Here is a 22257-nt window from a genome sequence, read left to right as displayed (position 1 = left end):
CCCGCGCTGCGGCTCGCCGACGGGCCCGCCGGGGTACGGGTCGCCGCACCGGCCACCGCGCTGCCCGCGCCGGTCCTGCTCGCCTCCGCCTTCGACCCGGCACTGGCCCGCGAGTACGGCCGGGTCCTCGGACGGGAGGGCCGCGCGCTCGGCGTGGACGTCCTCCTCGCCCCCATGGCGAACCTCATCCGCACCCCGTTCGCCGGGCGCAACTTCGAGACCTTCGCCGAGGATCCGCGCCTCACCGCGGACCTGGTGGCCGAGGTGATCCGCGGCATCCAGGACGAGGGGCTCATCGCCGCCGTCAAGCACTTCGCCCTCTACCACCAGGAGAAGGGCCGCGACACCATCGACGTGATCGCCGCCGAACAGACCCTGCACGAGACCGAACTGCGCGGCTTCGAGGCGGCCGTGGCCGCCGGTGCGGGCGCCGTGGTGGGCGCGTACAACAAGGTCAATGGCGTGTACGCCTGCGAGAGCGGGCCGCTGCTCGACGAAGTGCTCCGCGGGGCCTGGGGGTTCGACGGCTGGGTGATCTCCGACCGGGAGGCCGTCCACAGCACCGTCGCCGCCATCGGCGCGGGCCTCGACATGGAGATGCCCGCAGACACCCACTTCGGGGCGCCGCTGCGCGAGGCGGTGCGCGGCGGCTCCGTCTCCCAGGACACCGTCGACCTCGCCGTGCACCGCGTCCTGAGCACCCTGGACCGCTTCGGGCTGCTGGCGGACCGTCCCGCGGCGCGGCCCGCCCGCGACGCCGCGGCCGGGGCCCGGACCGCTCGCAGGGTCGCCGCGGCCGGGGCGGTGCTGCTGCGCAACGAACGCGGCACGCTGCCCCTGGCGGGGGCCGCCGCCCGCTCGATCGCCGTCATCGGGCCCACCGGTCAGGTGCCCTTCGTCGGCGGCGGCGGCAGCGCGCACGTCGTCCCCGACGCGGCCGCCGCCCCGCTCGCCGCGATCCGGCGGCGCGCGGGCACCGGCTCGACCGTGCGCCACGCCCTCGGCGAGGACCTGTACGGGCGTCCCCTCCCGCCGGTGCTCCTCAGACCCCCGGCCGACCTCGACGACCGCGGGCTGGAGCCCGGGCGGACCTGGAGTCACGAGGGCACCTTCACGCTCGCCGCCGCCGACGAGTGGACCCTGCTCGTCCACTACACCGGGGAGCGGCCGAGCGTGCGCCTCGACGGGGAGGAGCTGTTCCCCGTCCGGCAGGGCGTGGCGGAGCGGTTCGCGGGCGGGCTGCTGGGAACCGCCCCCGACGGGATGGCGGTCCGCCGCCGCACCCTCGCCCTCAAGGCGGGTGCCCACCGGCTCGCCGTGTCCGCCCGGGGCGGGGCCGCGGGCCAGCGGTTCCGGCTGCGGCTCACGACGGGGGCGAGCCGGGCGGCGGACCTCGCCGAGGCGGTGAAGGCGGCCAAGGCGGCCCGCAGCGTGGTCCTGTTCGCCTACGAGGACGCCACCGAGGGCACCGACCGGACCTCGCTGGCGCTCCCGGGCGGGCAGGAGCGGCTGATCGAGGCGGTGGCCGCCGCGAACCCGAGGACCACCGTCGTGCTGAACACCTCCTCCGGTACGACCATGCCCTGGCTCTCCCGTACCGGAGCCGTCCTCCAGACGTACTACCCGGGGCAGGAGGGCGCCGGGGCCACCGCCGACATCCTCTTCGGGGACGTGGACCCGGGCGGCCGGCTCACCCAGACCTTCCCCGCCGACGAGGACGCGACCCCGGTCGGCGGGAACCCGCTGCGCTACCCGGGGGTGGGCGGACGGCAGGAGCACACCGAGGGCGTGCACGTCGGCCACCGCTGGTACGACGCGCAGCGCACGGCCCCGCTGTTCCCGTTCGGGCACGGGCTCTCGTACACCACGTGGCAGTACGAGAAGCTCGTCGTCCGGCCGGAACACGGCGGGCTGCGGGTGGAGTTCACCGTCCGCAACACCGGGCGCCGCAAGGGCACGGAGGTGGCCCAGGTGTACGTCGGCCCGTCGCCGGAGCTGAAGCTCGACCAGCCGGTGCGCGCGCTGGCCGGCTACCGGCGGCTCACCCTCGCGCCGGGCCGGGCGCAGCGGGTCACCGTCACCGTCGACCCGAGGGCCCTGTCCTCCTGGGACCCCGAACGGCACGCGTGGGTGCTGGGCGGCGGCCGCCGCGAGGTGTTCGCGGGCCGCTCGTCGCGCGAACTGCCACTGAGGTCAAAGGCGGTGGTGGGGAGCCGGTAGGCTGCCCGCTCGGCGCGTCACAGGGGGCGCGCCGGAGTCGACTTCGGGAGGACGTACCGGTGCACATCCAGGAATGGCTGGAGACGATTCCGGCGGTCAGCGTCTATCTCCTGGTGGGTCTGGTCATCGGGCTGGAGAGCCTCGGGATCCCGCTGCCGGGAGAGATCGTCCTCGTCAGCTCGGCGCTGCTGGCCTCGCAGCACGGCGACATCGACCCGGTGGTGCTCGGCGCCTGCGCGATCACCGGTGCGATCGTCGGCGACTCCATCGGCTACGCGATCGGGCGCCGGGGCGGCAAGCCGCTGCTGGCGAAGCTGGGCCGGCGCTTCCCCAAGCACTTCGGGCCCGAGCACGTGGCGCTCGCGGAGCGCTCCTTCGAGAAGTGGGGGATGTGGGCCGTCTTCTTCGGGCGGTTCGTGGCGCTGCTGCGGATCTTCGCCGGGCCGCTGGCGGGCGTACTGCACATGCCGTACTGGAAGTTCCTGATCGCCAACGTCTTCGGCGGCATCCTCTGGGCCGGCGGCACCACGGCCGTCATCTACTCGGTCGGCATCGTCGCGGAGCCCTGGCTCAAGAGGTTCTCCTGGGCGGCGCTGCTCCTCGCGGTGCTGTTCGGGCTCGCCGTGACGCTGGTGGTGCGCAGCCGGATGAAGAAGGCGGCCGCGGAGGTCCGCACCGCCGGTGCGCAGGCGTCCGAGCCGGTCCCGGTGGGCGTCGCCGACTGAACACCGCGCGGCGACGCTCCCGGGCGGCAGCCGAGGAGACTCCCTAGACCTCCGGGGTCACCGCGGCGCGGTGCTGCTTCGCCAGCTCCAGGTACATCGCGGCGTTCAGCCGGAGGCCCTCGCGCTCCTCCTCGGTCAGCTCGCGCCGTACCTTGGCCGGGACGCCCGCGACCAGCGAGCCGGGCGGCACCACCATCCCCTGCGGGACCAGCGCCTGCGCGGCCACGAGGGAACCGGCGCCGATCACCGCGCCGTTGAGGACGGTCGCGCCCATGCCGATCAGGCAGTCGTCCTCGACGGTGCAGCCGTGCACGACGGCGTTGTGGCCGATGGAGACCCGTTCGCCGATCGACACCGGGAACCCGGGGTCCACGTGCACCGTGCAGTTGTCCTGCACGTTGCTGTCCGCGCCGAGCGTGATCGGTCCGCAGTCGGCGCGCAGCACCGCCGAATACCAGACGCTCGCTCCGGCGGCCAGGGTGACGTCGCCGATCACGACGGAGGTGGGAGCCGTGAAGGCCGTGGGGTCGACGGCGGGGCTCTTCCCGCCCACGCCCGCCACGAGTGCCCGGGCCGACTGCTGCGTCATGTGCTCTTCCTCTGCCTTCGCTTGTCCCGCCCGTACGTCTTCGTCCGTACGGGTTCCCGCCGCGCTACCGGCACCGTAGGGCACGCGCCCGCGCGCTCCCGCGATGGGGTGAACATCACAGGTCCGCCGCCCGGACGCCCGCCGCCGCGCCCACTACCGTGGCCGGGTGCCGAAGAACCAGAACACGTTCTCATCCCTCGCGGTCCTGCGCCGCGGGCTGGCGAACCGCGCGGTCCACGCCGGGTGGCGCTGGATGCAGCGGGCCGGCGCGGTCACCGCGCAGACCCCGGGGCGGCTGCGCTTCGGCGCGATCGGGCACGGCACCCGGCTCGCCTTCCCGCAGGGCACGGTCTTCGGCGAGCGCTGGATCCGGCTGGGCGACCACTGCATCATCGGCGAGCAGGTCACCCTCACCGCCGGGATGATGCCGGACCTCGACCTGGGCGCGGAGCCGATGCTGGTCCTGGGCAACGGGGTGGTGATCGGCCGGGACAGCCACGTCATCGCCGACACCCGGATCACCATCGGCGACGACACGTTCTGCGGCCCCGGGGTGTACATCACCTCCACGAACCACAGCTACGACGACCCGCACCAGCCCGTCGGCCGGCAGTGGCCGCGCAGCGCGCCGGTCGAGATCGGACCGGGCTGCTGGCTCGGCACCGGGGCGGTGGTCCTGCCGGGCGCCCGGCTCGGCCGCAACGTCGTGGTGGCGGCGGGCGCCGTCGTACGGGGCGAGGTGCCGGACCACGCCGTGGTGGCCGGGGCGCCGGCGCGCGTCGTACGCCGCTGGGAGCCGGAGACCGGCTGGCAGCCCCCGCTGCGCACGCCGGCCCCCGTGCCGATCCCCGACGGGATGACCCCGGAGCAGTTGCGCGGGCTGGCGGAGCTCGCGGAGGCGGAGGCCCGCCAGGAGGCGGCCCGGACGCTCTAGCGGCGCCGTCCAGGCCGCTTCCGTACGCCGCGGTGGTGTTGTCGTACGGGGAGGCGGTGTTGTCGTACGCCGCGGGGCGTTGAGCGAGCCGGACGGTACCGCTCAGCCCGCGGCCAGCAGGACCGTGCCCGCCAGCGCCAGGCCGGCGCCCGCCGCCTGGACGGTGCGCAGGCGTTCCTTGAGCACGGCGAAGGCGGCGAGCGCGGTGATCACCGGGTAGAGCGAGGACAGCACGGCGGCGACGGTGACCGGGCCGCTCTGGGCGGCGACGGAGTAGGTGCCGTTCGCCGCGACGTCCGCGAGGCCGACGAAGGCGAGGGCGGGCAGCAGACCCCACAGGACGCGCGGTCCGGTGCCCGCGGGGAGGGCCGGGGCGCCGCGCCGGACCTGGACCCAGAGCGCGGCGCCGCCCACGGTGACGTTGGTGACCCGCTGGACGAACAGCGCGAGGAACAGGCCGGTGAGGGTGGTGGAGGCGTGTGAGATCAGGGCCATCACCGCGCCGAAACCGAAGGCGGCGACCAGGGTGAGGACGACGGCCCGCCGCTGGACGGGCGCACCGCGCAGTTCCGGCCCGCCCGCCAGGACGATGCCGACGACGGCCACCGCGATCCCGGCGAACTGGCCGGGGCCGGGCCGCTCGCCCAGCGCCAGCCCGGCCGCGACGGGCACCACCACGCCGACGGAGCCCAGCGGCGAGACGACGCCCATGGGTCCGAGCGCCAGCGCCTTGTAGAAGCTGAGCATGGCGACCGGCCCGACCAGGCCGGCGGCCACCGCGAACCAGAGCCCCGGCCCGGCCTCGTGCCAGGCGCCGGTGGCCAGGACGACCGAGCCGAGCACGACGACGGCGACGGTCTGCGATACGACGACCACCGTGAGGGCGGGGACGCGGCGGGTGAGCAGCCCGCCTCCGAAGTCGGCGAGACCCCACAGCACCGCTGTGGCCAGGGCGAAGAGGGCGGTCATGGCGGGAACCTCGCAGTACAGTGCATTGAACGTTCGAGTACAGGGCACGGTAGTTCACTCTGCTGCACTCTGTCATCCACGATATTGGACTGAAGGGTGGTGGGTCCTTGTCCGACCTCGAAAAGCTCACGCAGTCGCTGGCCGCGAACCTCAAGCGCTGGCGCGGTGAGCGCGGCTTCACGCTCGACGTGCTCGCGGCCCGGGCGGGCGTCAGCCGCGGCATGATCATCCAGATCGAGCAGGCCCGTACGAACCCCAGCGTCGGCACGACCGTCCGGCTGGCCGACGCGCTCGGCGTCAGCATCTCCGCGCTCCTGGACCACGACCGCGGGCCGCAGGTGCGCATCGTCGCGCCCCAGCAGGCCGTACGGATCTGGACGAGCGAGGCGGGCAGCTCCACGACCCTGCTGATCGGCACCGACGAGCGCGGGCCGATGGAGCTGTGGACCTGGCACCTGGTACCCGGGGAGGGGACCGATTCGGCCCCGCACCCCTCCGGGACCATCGAGATGCTGCACGTCACGGCGGGGGAGCTGACGCTCGTGGTCGGTGAGGAGGAGTTCCGGGTGCCGGCGGGGGCCGCGGCCGCCTTCGAGGCCGGCCTCGCGCACTCCTACCGCAACGACGGCTCCGTCCCGATGGAGATGACGCTCGCGGTGTCGGTCCCGCCCGTGTCGGCGCCGGTCCCCGTGCCCGTCAGGAAGGCCGGCGCGGCGCACTGAGGCGCGCGCGGCGCCGCGAAGTGCCCAGAAGGGCCCACCGGGGCGGCGCCGCGCACGGACCGGCCGCCGGGCTACAGGGCCGGGATCTCGATGGCCGGGCAGCGGTCCATGACCATCGCCAGGCCGGCCTCGCGGGTGCGCGCGAAAGCGGCCTCGTCGACCACGCCCAGCTGGAACCAGACGGCCTCGGCCCCGATGGCCGCCGCCTGGTCGGCGACCGGCCCCGCCAGCGCGCTGTTCACGAAGACGTCCACCACGTCCACCTTGAACGGGATCGCCGCCAGCGAGGGGTACCCGGGCTCCCCGTGCACCGTCTCGGCCTTCGGGTGCACGGGGACCACGCGCTTGCCGAAGCGCTTCAGGACGCGGGCCACCCCGTAGGCCGCGCGGTCCTGGTTGTTCGAGAGGCCCACCACGGCCCAGGTGTCGCCGACTTCGGTGAGGATCTTTCGGATGGTTGCCGGATCGCCGTACACGCGCGCCGCCTCCTGATGCTCTGGACTGAGTTCCGGGTCTGCCGTTCTGCCGGATCAACCGAAAGGACACATGTCCGATTCCCCGTAGGGTGGAGCGGTGACGGCAGACCAGTACGCGACGGTGGCCCGCGAGGGCGAGCACGAGGCGGAGATCAACCGCTCGCGCTTCCTGTGCGCGCTCGCACCCGCCGCGACGGAGCGGGAGGCCCAGGAGTTCGTCGCGCGGATCCGCAAGGAGCACCCCACCGCCTCGCACCACTGCTACGCCTACGTGATCGGCGCGGACGCCTCCGTCCAGCGGGCCAGCGACGACGGCGAGCCAGGCGGCACCGCCGGGGTGCCCATGCTCCAGATGCTCATGCGCCGGGACGTCCGCTACGCGGTCGCCGTGGTCACCCGCTACTACGGCGGCGTGAAACTCGGCGCCGGCGGTCTGATCCGCGCCTACGGGGGAGTCGTCGGCGAGGCCCTCGACGCCCTGGGCACCGTCACCCGCCGCCGCTACCGGCTGGCCACCGTCACCGTCGACCACCAGCGCGCCGGCAAGACCCAGAACGATCTGCGCTCCACCGGCCGGACCGTCGTGGACCTGCGCTACGGAGCCGCGGTGGAGATCGAGGTCGCCGTCCCGGAGGCCGACCTGCCCGGCTTCGCGGCCTGGCTCGCCGACAGTACGGCGGGCAGTGCCACCCTCACCCTCGGCGGAGAGACGTACGCGCCCTGAGGGACGCGTTAGCGTAGAGGGGTTCAGGAACGGCGAGCGGGGCGACCAGGGGGAGACGGCATGTGCGGCGGGACCGGCGAGTGAAGTTCCTGCACACCTCCGACTGGCACCTCGGCCGGGCCTTCCACCGCGTGAACCTGCTCGGCGCCCAGGCCGCCTTCGTCGACCACCTCCTCGCGGCCGTGCGCGAGCACGAGGTCGACGCCCTCCTCGTCGCCGGCGACGTGTACGACCGGGCCGTGCCCCCGCTGCCCGCCGTCGAGCTGTACGACCGGGCCCTGCACCGGCTCGCCGACCTCGGCGTGCCCACCGTGATGATCTCCGGCAACCACGACTCCGCCCGCCGCCTCGGCGTCGGATCGGGCCTGATCGACCGGGCCGGCATCCACCTCAGGACCGACCCGGCCGGCTGCGCCGACCCCGTGGTGCTGGCCGACGTACACGGCGAGGTGGCGTTCTACGGGCTGCCGTACCTGGAACCCGTCCTGGTCAAGGACCAGTTCGGCGCGGAGAAGGCCGGCCACGAGGCGGTCCTCGGCGCGGCCATGGACCGGATCCGGGCCGACCTGGCCGCCCGGCCGGCCGGCACCCGCTCCGTCGTCCTGGCCCACGCCTTCGTCACCGGCGGGCAGGCCAGCGACAGCGAGCGCGACATCGCCGTCGGCGGGGTCGAGGCCGTGCCCGCCTCCGTCTTCGACGGCGTGGACTACGCGGCCCTCGGCCACCTCCACGGCTGCCAGACGATCACCGAACGGGTCCGCTACTCCGGCTCCCCGCTCGCCTACTCCTTCTCCGAGGCCGACCACCGCAAGACCATGTGGCTGGTCGAACTCGGCGCCGGAGGCGAGATCGCCGCCGAGCGGATCGCCACCCCCGTACCGCGCGCCCTCAGCCGCCTGCGCGGCCGGCTGGACGACCTGCTCGGCGACCCGGCGCACACCGCGCACGAGGACTCCTGGGTCGAGGCCGTCCTGACCGACCCGGTCCGCCCCGACGACCCCATGGCCCGGCTCGCCACCCGCTTCCCGCACGTTCTCAGCCTCGGCTTCGACCCCGAGGGCCGCGAGGAAGAGCCCGGAGTCTCCTACGCCCAGCGGCTCAGGGGCCGCAGCGACCAGGAGATCGCCGAGGACTTCGTCGCCCACGTCCGCGGCGGCGGCCGGGCCGACGAGGCCGAACGGGCCGTGCTCCAGGGCGCCTTCGACGACGTACGGGTCGACGACGGCCTGCGGGAGGCCCACCGATGAGGCTGCACCGGCTCAAGGTCACCGCCTTCGGCCCCTTCGCCGAACCCCAGGAGATCGACTTCGACGCGCTCTCCGGCGCCGGGATCTTCCTGCTCCACGGACCCACCGGCGCGGGCAAGACCTCCGTCCTCGACGCCGTCTGCTACGCGCTCTACGGATCGGTCCCCGGCCCCCGCCAGGCCCCCGGCACCAGCCTGCGCAGCGACCACGCCGCCGCCGGGACCCCGACCGAGGTCACCCTCGAACTCACCGCGGGCGGCCGCCGCCTGGAGATCACCCGGCGCCCCGAGCAGGACCGGCCGAAGAAGCGCGGCGCGGGCACCACCAAGGAGAGGGCGCAGAGCCTGCTGCGCGAACGCACCGCCGACGGCTGGGGCGGGCTCAGCCGTTCCCACCAGGAGATCGGCGAGGAGATCGAGCAGATCCTCGGCATGAGCCGCGAACAGTTCTGCCAGGTGGTGCTGCTGCCGCAGGGGGAGTTCGCCCGGTTCCTGCGGGCCGACGAGGCCGCCCGCGGCCGGCTGCTCGGGCGGCTCTTCGACACCCGTCGGTTCGCCGCCGTCGAAGCCCTGCTCGGCGACCGCCGCCGGGCCGCCGAGGCCGGGGTCCGGGCCGGTGACGAGAAGGTGCTCCACACCGCCCAGCGGCTCGCCCAGGCCGCCGGCGACAGCGCCGACCTGCGGGACTGGCCGCTGCCCGGGCTTCAGCCCGGCGACCCCGGACTCGCCCCGGCCGTCCGCGCCTGGGCTGCCGTCGCCCGGTGCGCCGCCCGGGAGCGCTTCACCGTCACCGAGTACGCCCTCGCCGCCGTCGAGAGCCGCCACGCCGCCGCCCGGCGCGCCGCCGAGGACGCGCGGGAGCTCGACCGCCTCCAGCGCCGCCACGCCGAGACCACCCGCCGGGCCGCCGCGCTCGCCGAGGCGGAGCCCGAGCGGGAACGCGTACGCCGCCTGCTCGACCGGGCCCGGCGCGGAGCCCTGGTGGCCCCCGCCCTGGAACTGCGCGGAGCGGCCTCCGCCGCGCACCTCACCGCCGCCCACGCCGAGGCGGCCGCCCGCGCGGAACTCCCGCCGCCCCTCGCCGAAGCGGGCACCGAGCACCTGGCCTCCGTCGAGCAGCGGCTGCGCGAGGACCTCGGCGCGCTCGGCGCCGCCCGGCGCTCCGAGCAGCGCAGCGCCGAGATCGGCCGCGAGCGCGCCGACCTGGAACGCGAGGCCCGGGCCGCCGAGGAGCAGCACCAGGAGTCCGCCGAGTGGCTGGAGCGCTGGGACACCACCCGGGCCGCCCTGGCCGCGCGGGTCGACGCCGCCCAGCAGGCCGCGACGCTCGCCGAACAGCTCGCCGGCCGGCTGGAACCCGCCCGGCAGCGCCTCCAGGCCGCCCGGAAACGGGATGCCCTCACCGCCGACGCGCGGCGCGCCGAGGACGAACTGCTCGCCGTGCGGGCGGAGTCGGCCGCCGCCCGGGAGCGCTGGCTGGAGCTCAAGGAGGCCCGGCTGCGCGGGATCGCCGCCGAGCTGGCCGAAGCCCTGGTCGCCGGGGAAGCCTGCGCCGTGTGCGGCAGCGCCGCGCACCCGGCACCGGCCCGCCCGGCCCCCGGCCACGTCGACCGGGACGCCGAGGACGCCGCCCACGCCGCCTTCGAGCGGGCCGAGGAGGCCCGGGCCGCCGCCGGGCTCCGGCTCGCCGCCCTGGAGGAGGCCCGCGCCGGGGCCGCGGCTGCCGCCGGGGACGCCACCACCGCCGAACTCGACGCCCTGGCCTCGGACCTGAGCGCCCGGCACGCCGCCGCCCACGCCGCCGCCGCGGGACTGCACACCGCGCGGGAGCACCTCGCCCGGGCCGAGCGGGAGCACACCGCGCGCAGCGCCGACCGCCTCGACGCCGAGCGCCGGGTCGCCGCGAGGGCGTCGCGCCGCGAGGCCCTGGACCGGGAGCAGACCTCCCTGGAGGCCGAGCTCGCCCAGGTCCGGGGCGACGCGCCCACCGTCGCCGCCCGGGCCCGCACCCTGGAGGACCGGGTCCGGATGGTCGCGGCGGCGGCCGGTGCGCTGCGGCGGGCCGAGACGACCGCCGCCCGGCTGAAGGAGGCCGACGACCAGCTCGCCGACGCCGCGTTCAAGGCCGGCTTCGACACCGTCGAGGCCGCCGCCGAGGCCGTGCTCCCCGAGTACGAGCGCACCGCCCTGCAGCACCGGCTGGACGCCTGGCAGGCGGAGCAGGCCCTGCTGGCGGACCGCCGCGGCGAGATTGGCGCCGCCGAGGCCGCGGCGCTGCCCCCGGCGGCGCCGGAAGCCGCCGAGGCCGCCGCGGCCCGCGCCGCGGCGAAGCTCCGTACGGCCGGATCCGCCCACGACGCCGCCCGGGTCCGCTGCGCCGAACTGGACGCCCTGTCCCGCCGGGCCGATCAGGAACTGCGGGCCCTCGGCCCGCTGCGGGACGCCTACGACCGCGTCGCCCGGCTGGCCGGGCTCACCGCGGGCACCTCCGCCGACAACGAGCGCAAGATGCGCCTGGAGGCGTACGTCCTGGCCGCCCGCCTGGAGCAGGTCGCCGCCGCCGCGACGGCACGGCTGCTGCGGATGTCCGGCGGCCGCTACACGCTGGTCCACTCCGACGCCCGCGCGAGCGGACGCGGCCGGTCGGGCCTCGGCCTGCACGTGGTCGACGCCTGGACCGGCAGCGAGCGCGACACCGCCACCCTGTCCGGCGGCGAGACGTTCTTCGCGTCGCTCGCCCTCGCGCTCGGCCTGGCCGACGTGGTCACGGAGGAGGCGGGCGGGATGCGCCTGGACACCCTCTTCATCGACGAGGGCTTCGGCAGCCTCGACGACCAGGCGCTGGACGAGGTGCTCGATGTGCTCGACTCGCTGCGCGAGCGGGACCGCAGCGTCGGCATCGTCAGCCACGTGGCCGACCTGCGGACCCGGGTCCAGGCCCAGCTGGAGATCGTCAAGCAGCGCGGCGGCTCGGTCGTGCGCCACCGCACCGCCGCGCTCACGGACTGAGCGGGCGGCGGGGGAGCGGCGAGGAGTACACGACGCTCGTCGTCACCGAGCCGAGCCCCGAGATCCGGCCCGTGACCTCCTCGAGGTGCGCCATCGAGCGGGCGGCGACCTTGAGCACGAAGCAGTCGTCGCCGGTGACGTGGTGGGCTTCCAGGATGTCCGGGGTGGCGTCCAGGAAGTCGTGGAACGGCTTGTAGTTGCCGTGCGGATAGCGCAGCCTGACCAGGGCCAGGATCGACTTGCCGAGCTTCTCCGGGCTGACCACGGCCGTGTACCCGGTGATCACGCCCACCTCCTCCAGGCGGCGGACCCGCTCGGTGACGGCGCTCGCGGACATGGACACGGCGCGTGCGAGTTCGGTGAAACTGGCGCGGCCGTCCCGCTGGAGTGCTTCGAGGATGCGCCAGTCGGTGGCGTCCGGGGAATGGTCGGTCATGCCGCAGGTCTAGCAGGGGTTTCCCCGGTCGGGCAACGGAAGAGCCGGGGAATGTCACTTCCTGGGATGATCGGTCGATCGTAGATTTTGAGCCATGACGACGACGCACACGCAGACCACCGGCCCGGGCACCACGGCCACCGCGACCCGCGCGGGCGCCACCCCCTCGCCCGCCACCCACTCGCCCGCCACCCCCACGGGCATCAGCCCCCTGCTCCGGGTGCCCCCGGCCCCGCCTGCCACGGCCGCCGCCTACTTCGCCGCGAGCCTCGCCTTCCACACCGACGTGTCCGACGTCGCCGCCGCCTTCGCGGCCCACCGCGAGCAGGGCGTGCCGCTCGGCTTCCAGCTGGTCGACTCCCGCTCCACCCCGTCCTGGGACCAGGCGCACGTTCCGGGCGCCGTCCACCTGCCCACCGCCCTGGTCCCCGAGCGGGCCGAGCGGCTCCTCGACCGGAACCTGCCGGTGGTGACGTACTGCTGGGGGCCCGGCTGCAACGGCGGCGCCCGCTCCGCGCTCGCCCTGGCCGAACTCGGCTTCCAGGTCAAGGAGATGCTCGGCGGCATCGAGTACTGGATCCGCGAAGGCTTCGAGGTGGAGACCTGGCGGGGCAGCGAGCGGCGCGCCGAAGCCGACCCGCTGACCGCCCCCACCGGCTCGGACGACTGCGGCTGCTGACGCCGTATCCGGGCCGGACCGGACGGCAAGCGCGGTCGGGAACGGGCCGCACGAAGGAGCGGCCCGTTCCCGCGGCGCGGGCGGCTGCGGCCGTGGCCGTGGCGTTGGCCGTTGGCCGTCAGAGCTTGGACAGCTCGTCCACCAGGTCGTCCAGCCCCAGCGACCCCTGCGAGAGGGCCGCCATGTGCCAGGCCTTCAGGTCGAAGGAATCGCCGTGCGCCGCACGGGCGTTGTCCCGGCCCAGCAGCCAGGCGCGCTCGCCCAGCTTGTATCCGATCGCCTGCCCCGGCATCGACAGGTAGCGGGTCAGCTCGCTCTCGACGAAGTCCGCCGGCCGGCCGCTGTGCAGGCCGAAGAACTCCTGGGCCAGCTCCACCGTCCAGGTCTCGCCCGGGTGGAACGGCGAGTCCTGCGGGATCCGCAGGCCCAGGTGCATGCCGATGTCCACGATGACCCGCGCCGCCCGCATCATCTGGCAGTCCAGGTAACCGAGGCGCTGCTCGGCGTCCTTGAGGTAGCCCAGCTCGTCCATCAGCCGTTCCGCGTACAGGGCCCAGCCCTCGGCGTTGGCGCTGACGATGCCGACGGTGGCCTGGTAGCGCGAGAGCCGGTCCGCCACGTGCGTCCACTGCGCGAGCTGGAGGTGGTGGCCGGGCACGCCCTCGTGGTACCAGGTGGAGACCAGGTCGTACACCGGGAAGCGGGTCTGCCCCATGGTGGGCAGCCAGGTGCGGCCCGGCCGCGAGAAGTCCTCGGAGGGGCTGGTGTAGTACGGAGCCGCCGCGCCGCCCGGCGGGGCGATCCTCGACTCCACCTTCTTGACGCGGTCGGCGAGTTCGAAGTGGGTGCCGTCGAGGTTCTCGACGGCCTCGTCCATCAGGCCCTGGAGCCAGTCCCGGACCTCGTCCACGCCCTCGATGTGGGTGCCGTGCTCGTCCAGGTGCGCCAGCGCCTCCCAGGGGCCCGCGCCCGGCAGGATCCTGGCCGCCTCGGTCTTCATCTCGGCGAGCAGCCGGTGGTACTCCGACCAGCCGTAGGCGTACGCCTCGTCCAGGTCCAGGTCCGTGCCGTTGAAGTAGCGCGACCAGCGGGCGTAGCGCTCGCGGCCCACCGTGTCGGGCCGGCCCTCGACGGCCGGGGCGTACACCTCGCGCATCCAGTCCCGCAGCGAGCCGAGGGCGGCGGTAGCCTCCGCGGCCGCCGCGTCCAGGCCCGCGCGCAGGGAGTCCGGGCCGCGGGAGGCGAAGTCCTCGAAGAAGGCGGGCTCGGCGCCGTCCGTGCCGTCCGCGTCGCCGGCCCAGGTGCCGAGCTGCCCGATGAAGGTGGCCGTGGGGCGCGGGCCCGCGTACAGGCCGCGTTCCAGGCCGAGTGCGAGGCTCTCGCGGTACCCGGCGAGGGCGGCCGGGACGGCGCGCAGCCGCTCGGTGATCGCCGCCCAGTCCTCGTCGGTCTCGGCCGGGGTGAGGGTGAAGACCTCGCGGACGGAGTGGACGGGGCTGTGGATGTTGCTGACCGCGCACAGGTGCTCGTCGGCCTCGTGGACCGCGAGTTCGGCGGTCAGCCGCTCGCGCAGCAGGCGGGCGCAGCGGCGCTCGGCGTCGCTGTCGCCGCCGGGCAGCCGCTCGGCGGCGTCCAGGAGGGCGAGGGTCGTGCGGGACAGCTCGGCGGCGGCCGCCCGGCCTGCCGGGGAGAAGTCCGGGAGGCTGCCGGAACTGGCGGCGACACCGAGGTAGGTGCCGGTGATCGGGTCGATGGCGACGAGGTCGTCGACGTACGCGTCGGCCACCTGACGGGGCAGCCGCGCGGCACTGTCGTTCTGCAAGATCTCTGACATGCCGCCATCTTCGTACGGCGGACACCGCCGCGTCATCACCGCGTCCCCGGTCCTCAGCCCGCGGGAGTGGGCGGCAGCAGCGGCCCGCAGTCCCATTCCTGGAAGATCAGCCGGGTCTCGACGCGGGCGACCTCGCGCCGCGAGGTGAACTCGTCCAGGACCAGGCGCTGGAGCTCTCCCGGGTCGGCGACCGCGACGTGCACCAGGTAGTCGTCGGGCCCGGTGAGGTGGAAGACGGCGCGGGAGGCGGGCAGCGAGCGCACCCGGTCCACGAAGGGGCCGATCAGCTCGCGCCGGTGTGGACGCACCTGGACCAGGAGCAGCGCTTCCAGGCCGCGGCCGAGCTTCGCCGGATCGAGCCGCAGCCGGTTCCCGAGGATGATCCCGGAGCGGCGCATCCGCGCGACCCGGTCCAGACAGGTGGACGCGGCGACGCCGACCTCGGCGGCGAGGTCGCGGTAGGTGGTCCGGGCGTCGTTCTGCAGGAGCCGCAGAATCTGCAGATCGGTCGGATCCAAAGCAACGGAATCGGACATTGGCCGAACGTAGCACGGCGTTTTGCCGCCATAGCCGGTCGGCCGCGCACAGTACCGGGCATGGAGACGAACGCCCAGACCGCACGACGGTCGCTGGCCACCGAAGCAGTGCACGCCGGACGCGAGGACCTCGCACGGCTCGGGCTGCACGCGCCTCCGCTCGACCTGTCGACGACCTACCCGTCGTACGACAGCCGGGCGGAGGCCGCCCGCATCGACGAGTTCGCCACCACCGGGGCCCGCCCCGAGGGCCCGCCGGTCTACTCGCGCCTCGACAACCCGACCACCGCCCGCTTCGAGACGGCCCTGGCCCGTCTGGAGGGCACGGAGAGCGCCGTCGCCTTCGCCAGCGGCATGGCCGCCCTGACCGCCACCCTGCTGGTGCGCGGTGCCATGGGCCTGCGGCACGTGGTCGCCGTACGCCCCCTCTACGGGTGCAGCGACCACCTGCTCGGCAGCGGACTGCTCGGCACCGAGGTCACCTGGGTGGACCCGGCGGGCATCGCGGACGCCATCCGCCCGGACACCGGGCTGGTCATGATCGAGTCCCCGGCCAACCCGACCCTCGCGGAGATCGACCTGCGGGCCGCCGCCCACTCCTGCGGGGAGGTGCCGCTGCTGGTCGACAACACCTTCGCCACCCCGGTGCTCCAGCGGCCCGCGGAGAGCGGGGCCCGGCTGGTCCTGCACAGCGCCACCAAGTACCTGGGCGGCCACGGCGACGTGCTCGGCGGCATCGTCGCCTGCGACGAGGACTTCGCCCGCAAGCTCCGCCAGGTGCGGTTCGCGACCGGCGGCGTCCTGCACCCGCTGGCCGGATACCTGCTCCTGCGCGGCCTCTCGACGCTGCCGGTCCGGGTCCGGGCCGCGTCCGCGAGCGCCGCCGAACTGGCCCGGCGCCTCGCTGACGACCCGCGGGTGGAGCGGGTGCACTACCCGCGGATCGGCGGGGCCATGGTCGCCTTCGAGACCTCCGGCGACCCGCACGCGGTGATCGGTGCCGTACGCCTGATCACCCCGGCGGTCAGCCTCGGCAGTGTCGACAGCCTGATCCAGCACCCGGCCTCCATCAGCCACCGGATCGTCGCCGAGGGCGACCGGCATTCCTCCGGGGTGAGCGACCGGCTGCTGCGGATGTCGGTCGGGCTGGAGGACGTGGACGACCTGTGGGCCGATCTGGACCAGGCGCTCGGCGCGGCTTCCCCGCTTACCGCTGCCCCTGCTTGCGTTCCTGCCGCCGCTCCCCGTACGAGTGCTGCGCGGGCGGCGGCTCGTGCGGCGGCCGGGAACTGACCCGGGCCGCGTCCAGCCTGGCCGTGATCACCAGGGTGCCCTCCTCGATCTGGTAGTCGAGGGGGAGCCCCAGGCCGCGCATGGCGGCGACCATGCCGGTGTTGGAGGCCTGGGTGACGGCGTACACGCTGTCGCACCGGGCCTCCACGGCCATCGCGATCAGCCGGCGCAGCAGCTCGGAGCCGATGCCGCGGCGCTGCCAGTCGTCCTCGATGAGCAGCGCGACCTCGGTCTCGTCGCCGTCCCACAGCAGGTGGCCGAGGGCGACGAGCTTGCCGGAGGCGGTGGTGGCGGCGAGGGTGCGCCCGAAGCGGGGGCTCAGCAGGTGCCCGAGGTAGCGGTCGGCGTCGGCGACGGGCCCGTGGTAGCGCAGCGACAGCGTCCGGTCGCTGCAGCGGTCGTGCATCGCGCGGGCGGCCGGCAGGTCGGAGCCGTCGGCGCGGCGCACGGTGATCTCGTTGCCCTCGGGCAGGGTCAGCACGTCCTGGCTGCGCGGGACGCGGGGGCCGAGCCGGGCGTCGAGCTCGACCAGCGCCCGGGCGCGGGCGAACTCGGTGGGGGTGAAGGGCAGGTACGGCCGCTCCACGGTGATCGCGCCGCCGGAGGGGTCGCGCAGCCGCATCACCGTGGCTTCCAGGACCCCTTCGACCGGGGCGTCGGCGCCCGCGTTGGGGCGGCCGGAGAGAGTGGTCGCGGGGATCGAGTGGATGGTGCAGCGGCCGAGGAGCTGGCGCAGCGCGAGGGGGAGTTCGGCGGCGTCCAGCGCGGTGCGCGTGGCGAGGCCGAGGACCCGGGTGGGGGTGTCGACGAGGTCGTGGGCGTCGGCGCGCTCGATCCAGGTGCTGTGGCCGCCGGCCCGGGCGATGGCGCGGGTCAGGTCGGCGGAGGGCAGCGCCTGCGGGGCCCGCAGCAGGAACTCGTCGACGGTGCCGCCCTCGGGGAGCGGGTGCGTCTGGAGGGTCAGGATGTCCACGCTGTTGCGGGCGAGGGCGGTGCAGAGCGCCGCCAGGGAGCCGGGCTCGTCCCGTACGGTCGTCCGCATCCGCCACAGGGCGGGGGCGGGAGCCGGGGCGGGCTCCCCGCCGGCCCCACCGGCCCCGTCGGCCGTCGCCGTATCGCTGGGGGCGGTGTCGGCCGGCGGCGGCGCATGGCTGTGGCGCCGGGCCCACCAGGTGTGGAAGGCCGCGGTGAACAGGAGCGCGACGGCCGAGGCGACCAGCAGGACCGGGCCCCTCGGGGCGTGTACGACGAGATTGGCGATGGCGTCGGCGACCGCGACGGCGCAGAAGAGCGCGGCCAGTTCGACGACGTCGCGGCGCCAGTGGTGGCGGTGGGAACGCTGGGCGGGGGCATGCGTACGGTCAGTCATGCACGCCACTGTGGCCCAAGGGTGTTGCGTGATCACGAACGATCTGTGACCGACTGGTTAAGTATCGATCTGGCCGATTTCATTCGGTTTTCCGGGTCATTTCCTGAATTCGGACGGTATACGTCCGAGGGAGCCGACGAGGCGGGGTGCGGCGGCCCCGGGGCGCGGAGCGTGGGAGGGCGCGCCCCGGGGCCCGCTACTGGCCCACCTGACCGGGCCGGAGCGTCTTGGTGAACAGGACGCCGCCCCCCTGGCGCCGCAGCCGGACCGTCAGTTCCCCACTGCCGCCGTCGATGTCGACCTCGCCGTAGTACGGGGGATTCTCGGACGGGGACATGTTCGCCACGGGAGCGGACTGGACGTACGCGGTCCGCGGGCCGAAGGTGGCGTCGAGCCGCCCGGCAGGGAAGCCGCCCGCCCCGATCGGACCGGACACGAACTCCCAGAACGGCGCGAAGTCGCCGAAGGCGGCCCGCTCGGGCGCGTAGTGGTTCGCGGCGGTGTAGTGGACGTCGGCGGTCAGCCAGACGGTGCCGGTGATGCGCTGGTGCTTGATGTGGCGCAGGAGTTCGGCGATCTGGAGCTCGCGGCCGAGCGGGGCGCCGGGGTCGCCCTGGGCGACCGCCTCGAAGTCGGTCGCGCCGTCGGGGACGACGATCCCCAGCGGCATGTCGGCGGCGACGACCTTCCACGTGGCGCGGGAGCGGGACAGCTCGCGCTTGAGCCACAACAGCTGCTCGGAGCCGAGGATGCCCACGGGATCGTCGGTGGAGCGGCCGGGGGAGTTCGCGCCGCGGTGGGTGCGCATGTCGAGCACGAACACGTCGAGCAGCGGTCCGTACCGCATCACCCGGTACATGCGGCCCTCGGTGCGGCCGCCGCGCAGGTCGGTGACGGGGAAGTACTCGCCGAAGGCTCTGCGGGCGCGGCGGGCCAGCGTGTCGACGTCCTTGACGGTGTAGCGGGGATCGTCGATCAGCTGACCGGGATACCAGTTGTTGCGCACCTCGTGGTCGTCCCACTGCGCCAGGACCGGAACCTGGGCGTTGAAGCCGCGCAGGCTGCCGTCGAGCAGGTTGTAGCGGAAGTTCCCCCGGAACTCGGCGAGGGTCTCGGCCACCTTCGCCTTCTCCTCGGTGGTCACGTTGCGCCAGAGGGTGCCGTCGCGCAGCGCCACGGTCGGCTGGATCGGGCCGTCGGCGTAGACCGTGTCCCCGCTGAACAGGAAGAAGTCGGGGTCCCGCAGCCGCATCTCCTCGAAGACGCGGTAGCCGCCCAGGTCGGGGTTGATGCCCCAGCCCTGGCCCGCCAGGTCCCCGGACCACAGGAACCGCACGTCGTGGCGGCGGGAGACCGGGGTGGTGCGGAAGGCGCCGTGCACCGGCTCGGAGGTGCGGCGGGGGTCGTCGGGGTCGGCCAGCACCACCCGGTAGTGGATCTGCTGTCCCGGCGGGAGGTCCCGCAGGACGGTGGTTCCGGTGAAGTCCTCGGACGGGCCGAGCAGCGGCCCCCGGTGGCGGCGTACGGCGTACCGGAACGACTCGCTCGGGGAGGTGTCGACGTACATCCGGGCCGGTCGGTCGGAGCGGGTCCAGACGGTGGCCGCATGGGCGGTGACCTCGCCGGACTGGACGCCCCAGAAGGCGTGGGGCCGGCCCGAGCGGGCGAAGGCCGGCGCGGCGGCGAGCGCCGGGACGGCCAGGGCCGGCGCGGCGAGCAGCGCGGACGACAGGGCGAGGGAACCGCCGAGGAGGGAGCGGCGGGTGTGCGGCGTCGGTGCCATGGTGGCGTCTCCAGGGGCCGGCGGAGCGTGGCCGGACCAGCGTGCCGCCGCACCCCGGCCCGGCCGCGTCGGCCGCGCGAACCGCGGATGAACAACCGTCAGCGGCTCGGTCGGGGTCGGGGGCGGGCCGCGGACGGGGCCGGTGCCGTGGGACGTGCCGATGGCCGGGGCCACCGGTGTCCCGGGTGGCGCCGTTGTCCTGGGTGGCGCCGGCGGCTGGGGCGGCTCCGACGGCTCAGGCGGCCGAGGCGCCGACGGCCGCTCCGGTGGTCAGGAGGCGCGCGCTGCGGGCGGTGTCCAGGACCACTCGGGCGACCAGGGCCGGATCGTCGTTCATCGGGACGTGTCCGCAGCCGGGGAGCCGGATCAGCCGGGCGCCCGGCACGGTCCGCTTGGCGCGGATCCCCTGGCGGCGCAGCAGCAGCCGGTCGCGGGTGCCCCAGGCGACGGTGACCGGCAGCCCGGGCACGTCCGCGGTGAACCGTACGGAGCCGCCGGCGGCCAGGGTCTGCTCGAAACCGGTGGCGTCGCGCAGGGCGAGCGTCTCCTCGACCACGGCCCGCGGCGAACGGCGGGCCGGGCGCGCGTAGATGGTCCCGGTGAGCGCGGCCCGGCCGGCGGCGCTGCGCGCGAGCCGCTCCAGCGCGGGGCGCGGCAGCGTCTTGGCCCCGGCACGCATCGCGAGCAGGGCCGCGAAGGCGTAGCGCCGCTCGCCCTCGGTCCAGAACCCGGCGGGGGAGAGGGCGGTGACCGAGCGGACGAGACCGCTGCGGGCCATTTCGAGCGCGAGCAGGCCGCCGAGGGAGTTCCCCGCGACGTGCGGGCGCTCGACGCCGAGCGCCGCGCAGAGCGCGCCGAGCGCGGGGGCGACGGTGCCCAGGTCGTACGGAACGCCCTCGGGCAGCGGCTCCGAGGCGCCGAAGCCGGGCAGGTCGACGGCGATCACGTCGAACTCGGCGGCCAGGATGTCGCTCACCGGGTGCCAGGCCTGGAGGTGGTGGCCGATGCCGTGCAACAGGAGAAGCGGTTCGCCGGAGCCTTTGCGCTCGTAGGCGACGGTGGTGCTGCGGGGGCCCAGCGGCGAATCGATCGTGAAGGAGACCGTGGCGGTCATGCTGCTCCTCGTCGGATGGACGGACGCGTGCGAGACGAGCTGTCAGTAATGCCTGCCGACATGACTACCGTCCGGTAGGGCTTGACTACAAGCCCTCCGTGCGCACGAGAACATCCCGTGAACGGCTTGATACGTATGCCCGATCTGCCCCGCAAGGGATGAGCATTGGTCTTGACCAAGGGAGTGTGCCGTCCTATCGTCGCAGGGATAGTGCAGGAACCTTTAATAAACAAGGGCGCGGAACTGCCGCTGGATCACACGGCGAGTGCAGCGATGGCAGGAGGAGTCAGGGTGGGGACCACGCAGCTCGAAACGGCGCCGGAGCCGAAGTACTGGCACCTGAAGACCGTCCTCAGCGAAGCGCTCGACCAGGACTTCGCCGTCGGCGAGGTCCTGCCGAACGAGCGCGAGCTCGCGGCTCGCTTCGGAGTCGCCCGCGCCACCCTGCGTCAGGCGCTGGAACAGCTGGAGCTCGAAGGACGCCTGCAGCGGCGTCGCGGCGTCGGCACCACGGTCGCCCCGCCGCGCGTCGGTGTCGCCGTCGGCAGCCCTCAGCACAGCTGGCCCGGTGAGAGCGTCGACGGCTGGGAGCCCGTGGACGCGGTGGAGGGACTGCCGCCCGCCGCCGTGCTCGCGCTCCTGCGCACCGGCGCCGCCGACGGCGCGGGATTCGCCGCCGACGAGCCCGTCCAGACCGTACGCCGGACCCGGGTCACCCAGGGCCAGGCCGTCGCCTCCGAGCTGCTGTACGTCCCGGCCGCCTCCGTGCCCGGACTGCCCGCCATCGAGGCCCCGGCCGGACCGGCCCGCGCCCGCGCCGTCCTGCGTGAACTCCAGCGGCTGGCCCTCGACGGCCAGGACCGCTCGGTGGAGCTCGGCTCGGCCCGCGCCGACGACGCCCGTGAGCTGGACCGGCTTCCCGGCGCCCCGGTGCTCCTGGTCACCACCCGCTACTTCACCGCGGCGGGCACGGCTGCCGTGTCGGTGGCCACGTACCGCGCCGACACCTGCCGTCTGACCTTCGGCGACTCCGGCGACGTCGAGATCACGCACGAGCCCCGCGTCGCCTCCTGACGGGCCCGCCGCCCGCGGCGTGACCCCGGAGAACGGGAACGACCGGCACCCCGCCCAGTCCCTCGTACCGTCCCGCACGGCCCGGCGCCCAGCGCCGGGCCGTCCCCGTTTCCCGGGCGCCCACGGCCACCCTGTACGCCGGTCGTGGCTACGCCGGTGCCCGGCCCGGGGCCCCACGAGGAACCGGACGAGCCCCGCCGCAAGCGCGGCCCGGTTCCGCAGCGCCGGAATGGTCCGGTCACGGGCAGCGGGACGGAACCCCCGTGGCACCGGAACACGGTCAGGCCGCAGACGCCCGACCGGCCCGCACGCGAGGACGGGCCCGGCGGAGGCCAGGGGCGGGGGAGGCCCGGGGCGGGGGAGGTCCGCCGTCGGGACGGCCGGGGGCTGCCGCCGGGGGCGGCCCGGGGCGACTCGGGGCGACTTGGGGCGACTCGGGGCTGCCAGGGTGGCTGGGGGCGCGGTGGAGTCGTTCGGCACCTCGGTGTCCCTGAGTGCCCTTCAGGCGGGCGACATCCTGTACTG

At 74.9% G+C, this 22257-nt stretch carries 19 protein-coding genes; 10 read left to right on the top strand and 9 right to left on the bottom strand.

The window, feature by feature from the left end; all coding sequences use genetic code 11:
- The coding region (locus tag ABT106_RS23600) for a glycoside hydrolase family 3 protein (RefSeq protein ID WP_351280652.1) at positions 1-2220 on the top strand (2220 nt) is incomplete at its 5' end.
- A 59-nt stretch (positions 2221-2279) separates the two neighbouring features.
- On the top strand, positions 2280-2945 hold the full coding sequence (locus tag ABT106_RS23595) for a DedA family protein (RefSeq protein WP_351280649.1): 666 nt from the start codon (positions 2280-2282) through the stop codon (positions 2943-2945).
- 43 nt (positions 2946-2988) lie between these two features.
- Here the strand turns inward: ABT106_RS23595 and ABT106_RS23590 are convergent, their stop codons facing one another.
- Positions 2989-3534 carry a gamma carbonic anhydrase family protein gene (locus ABT106_RS23590; protein ID WP_351280647.1) on the bottom strand — a complete coding sequence of 182 codons (546 nt, stop codon included), beginning with the start codon at positions 3532-3534 and terminating at the stop codon, positions 2989-2991.
- A 166-nt stretch (positions 3535-3700) separates the two neighbouring features.
- On the opposite strand from ABT106_RS23590, the gene ABT106_RS23585 reads away from it, so the two are divergent.
- The gene (locus ABT106_RS23585) at positions 3701-4468 is read left to right on the top strand and encodes an acyltransferase (RefSeq protein WP_351280645.1); all 768 of its coding nucleotides are present in this window, start codon (positions 3701-3703) and stop codon (positions 4466-4468) included.
- Positions 4469-4570: 102 nt separating this feature from the next.
- Here ABT106_RS23585 and ABT106_RS23580 read toward each other — a convergent pair whose 3' ends face one another.
- On the bottom strand, positions 4571-5437 hold the full coding sequence (locus tag ABT106_RS23580) for an EamA family transporter (RefSeq protein ID WP_351280642.1): 867 nt from the start codon (positions 5435-5437) through the stop codon (positions 4571-4573).
- A 107-nt stretch (positions 5438-5544) separates the two neighbouring features.
- Here ABT106_RS23580 and ABT106_RS23575 point away from each other — a divergent pair, with 107 nt between their 5' ends.
- Positions 5545-6159, top strand: a complete 615-nt coding sequence (locus tag ABT106_RS23575) for a helix-turn-helix domain-containing protein (protein WP_351280640.1) — start codon at positions 5545-5547, stop codon at positions 6157-6159.
- A 71-nt stretch (positions 6160-6230) separates the two neighbouring features.
- On the opposite strand, the gene ABT106_RS23570 is transcribed toward ABT106_RS23575, so the two are convergent.
- Positions 6231-6635 (bottom strand): CoA-binding protein, encoded by a 405-nt coding sequence (locus ABT106_RS23570; RefSeq protein ID WP_351280637.1) that lies wholly within the window; start codon positions 6633-6635, stop codon positions 6231-6233.
- A 97-nt stretch (positions 6636-6732) separates the two neighbouring features.
- On the opposite strand from ABT106_RS23570, the gene ABT106_RS23565 reads away from it, so the two are divergent.
- The 3 genes from ABT106_RS23565 to ABT106_RS23555 all read left to right on the top strand — a co-directional run bounded on the left by ABT106_RS23565 (position 6733) and on the right by ABT106_RS23555 (position 11614).
- Positions 6733-7359 (top strand): YigZ family protein, encoded by a 627-nt coding sequence (locus tag ABT106_RS23565; RefSeq protein ID WP_351280634.1) that lies wholly within the window; start codon positions 6733-6735, stop codon positions 7357-7359.
- An 80-nt stretch (positions 7360-7439) separates the two neighbouring features.
- Positions 7440-8606 (top strand): exonuclease SbcCD subunit D, encoded by a 1167-nt coding sequence (locus tag ABT106_RS23560; RefSeq protein ID WP_351280632.1) that lies wholly within the window; start codon positions 7440-7442, stop codon positions 8604-8606.
- On the top strand, positions 8603-11614 hold the full coding sequence (locus ABT106_RS23555) for an AAA family ATPase (RefSeq protein ID WP_351280630.1): 3012 nt from the start codon (positions 8603-8605) through the stop codon (positions 11612-11614). Before ABT106_RS23560 ends, ABT106_RS23555 begins: the two co-directional genes overlap by 4 nt.
- On the opposite strand, the gene ABT106_RS23550 is transcribed toward ABT106_RS23555, so the two are convergent.
- Positions 11604-12050 (bottom strand): Lrp/AsnC family transcriptional regulator, encoded by a 447-nt coding sequence (locus ABT106_RS23550; RefSeq protein ID WP_351280628.1) that lies wholly within the window; start codon positions 12048-12050, stop codon positions 11604-11606. The genes ABT106_RS23555 and ABT106_RS23550 overlap by 11 nt on opposite strands.
- Positions 12051-12144: 94 nt before the next feature.
- Here ABT106_RS23550 and ABT106_RS23545 point away from each other — a divergent pair, with 94 nt between their 5' ends.
- Positions 12145-12729 carry a rhodanese-like domain-containing protein gene (locus ABT106_RS23545; protein WP_351280626.1) on the top strand — a complete coding sequence of 195 codons (585 nt, stop codon included), beginning with the start codon at positions 12145-12147 and terminating at the stop codon, positions 12727-12729.
- Between the two features lie 118 nt (positions 12730-12847).
- On the opposite strand, the gene ABT106_RS23540 is transcribed toward ABT106_RS23545, so the two are convergent.
- Together ABT106_RS23540 and ABT106_RS23535 are read right to left on the bottom strand one after the other, a co-directional pair.
- On the bottom strand, positions 12848-14563 hold the full coding sequence (locus ABT106_RS23540) for a DUF885 domain-containing protein (protein ID WP_351280624.1): 1716 nt from the start codon (positions 14561-14563) through the stop codon (positions 12848-12850).
- A gap of 53 nt (positions 14564-14616) precedes the next feature.
- Positions 14617-15099, bottom strand: a complete 483-nt coding sequence (locus tag ABT106_RS23535) for an Lrp/AsnC family transcriptional regulator (protein ID WP_351280622.1) — start codon at positions 15097-15099, stop codon at positions 14617-14619.
- A 60-nt stretch (positions 15100-15159) separates the two neighbouring features.
- Here ABT106_RS23535 and ABT106_RS23530 point away from each other — a divergent pair, with 60 nt between their 5' ends.
- On the top strand, positions 15160-16392 hold the full coding sequence (locus ABT106_RS23530) for a trans-sulfuration enzyme family protein (RefSeq protein ID WP_351280619.1): 1233 nt from the start codon (positions 15160-15162) through the stop codon (positions 16390-16392).
- Here the strand turns inward: ABT106_RS23530 and ABT106_RS23525 are convergent.
- From ABT106_RS23525 to ABT106_RS23515, 3 genes are all read right to left on the bottom strand, one after another.
- Positions 16307-17761, bottom strand: a complete 1455-nt coding sequence (locus tag ABT106_RS23525) for a GNAT family N-acetyltransferase (protein ID WP_351280617.1) — start codon at positions 17759-17761, stop codon at positions 16307-16309. The genes ABT106_RS23530 and ABT106_RS23525 overlap by 86 nt on opposite strands.
- Positions 17762-17957: 196 nt before the next feature.
- Positions 17958-19544: an alkaline phosphatase D family protein gene (locus ABT106_RS23520; RefSeq protein ID WP_351280615.1), complete on the bottom strand. Its 1587-nt coding sequence runs from the start codon at positions 19542-19544 to the stop codon at positions 17958-17960.
- A 235-nt stretch (positions 19545-19779) separates the two neighbouring features.
- Positions 19780-20658, bottom strand: coding sequence for an alpha/beta fold hydrolase (locus ABT106_RS23515; RefSeq protein ID WP_351280613.1), 879 nt, complete (start codon positions 20656-20658; stop codon positions 19780-19782).
- A 291-nt stretch (positions 20659-20949) separates the two neighbouring features.
- On the opposite strand from ABT106_RS23515, the gene ABT106_RS23510 reads away from it, so the two are divergent.
- On the top strand, positions 20950-21732 hold the full coding sequence (locus tag ABT106_RS23510; protein ID WP_267718920.1) for a GntR family transcriptional regulator: 783 nt from the start codon (positions 20950-20952) through the stop codon (positions 21730-21732).
- Positions 21733-22257: the final 525 nt, after the last annotated feature.

The organism is Streptomyces sp. NPDC002044, from assembly GCF_040296725.1.
Lineage (GTDB): Bacteria > Actinomycetota > Actinomycetes > Streptomycetales > Streptomycetaceae > Streptomyces > Streptomyces antarcticus.
Note: the sequence above shows the minus strand (reverse complement) of the source record. Positions and strands in the feature narration are given on the sequence as shown.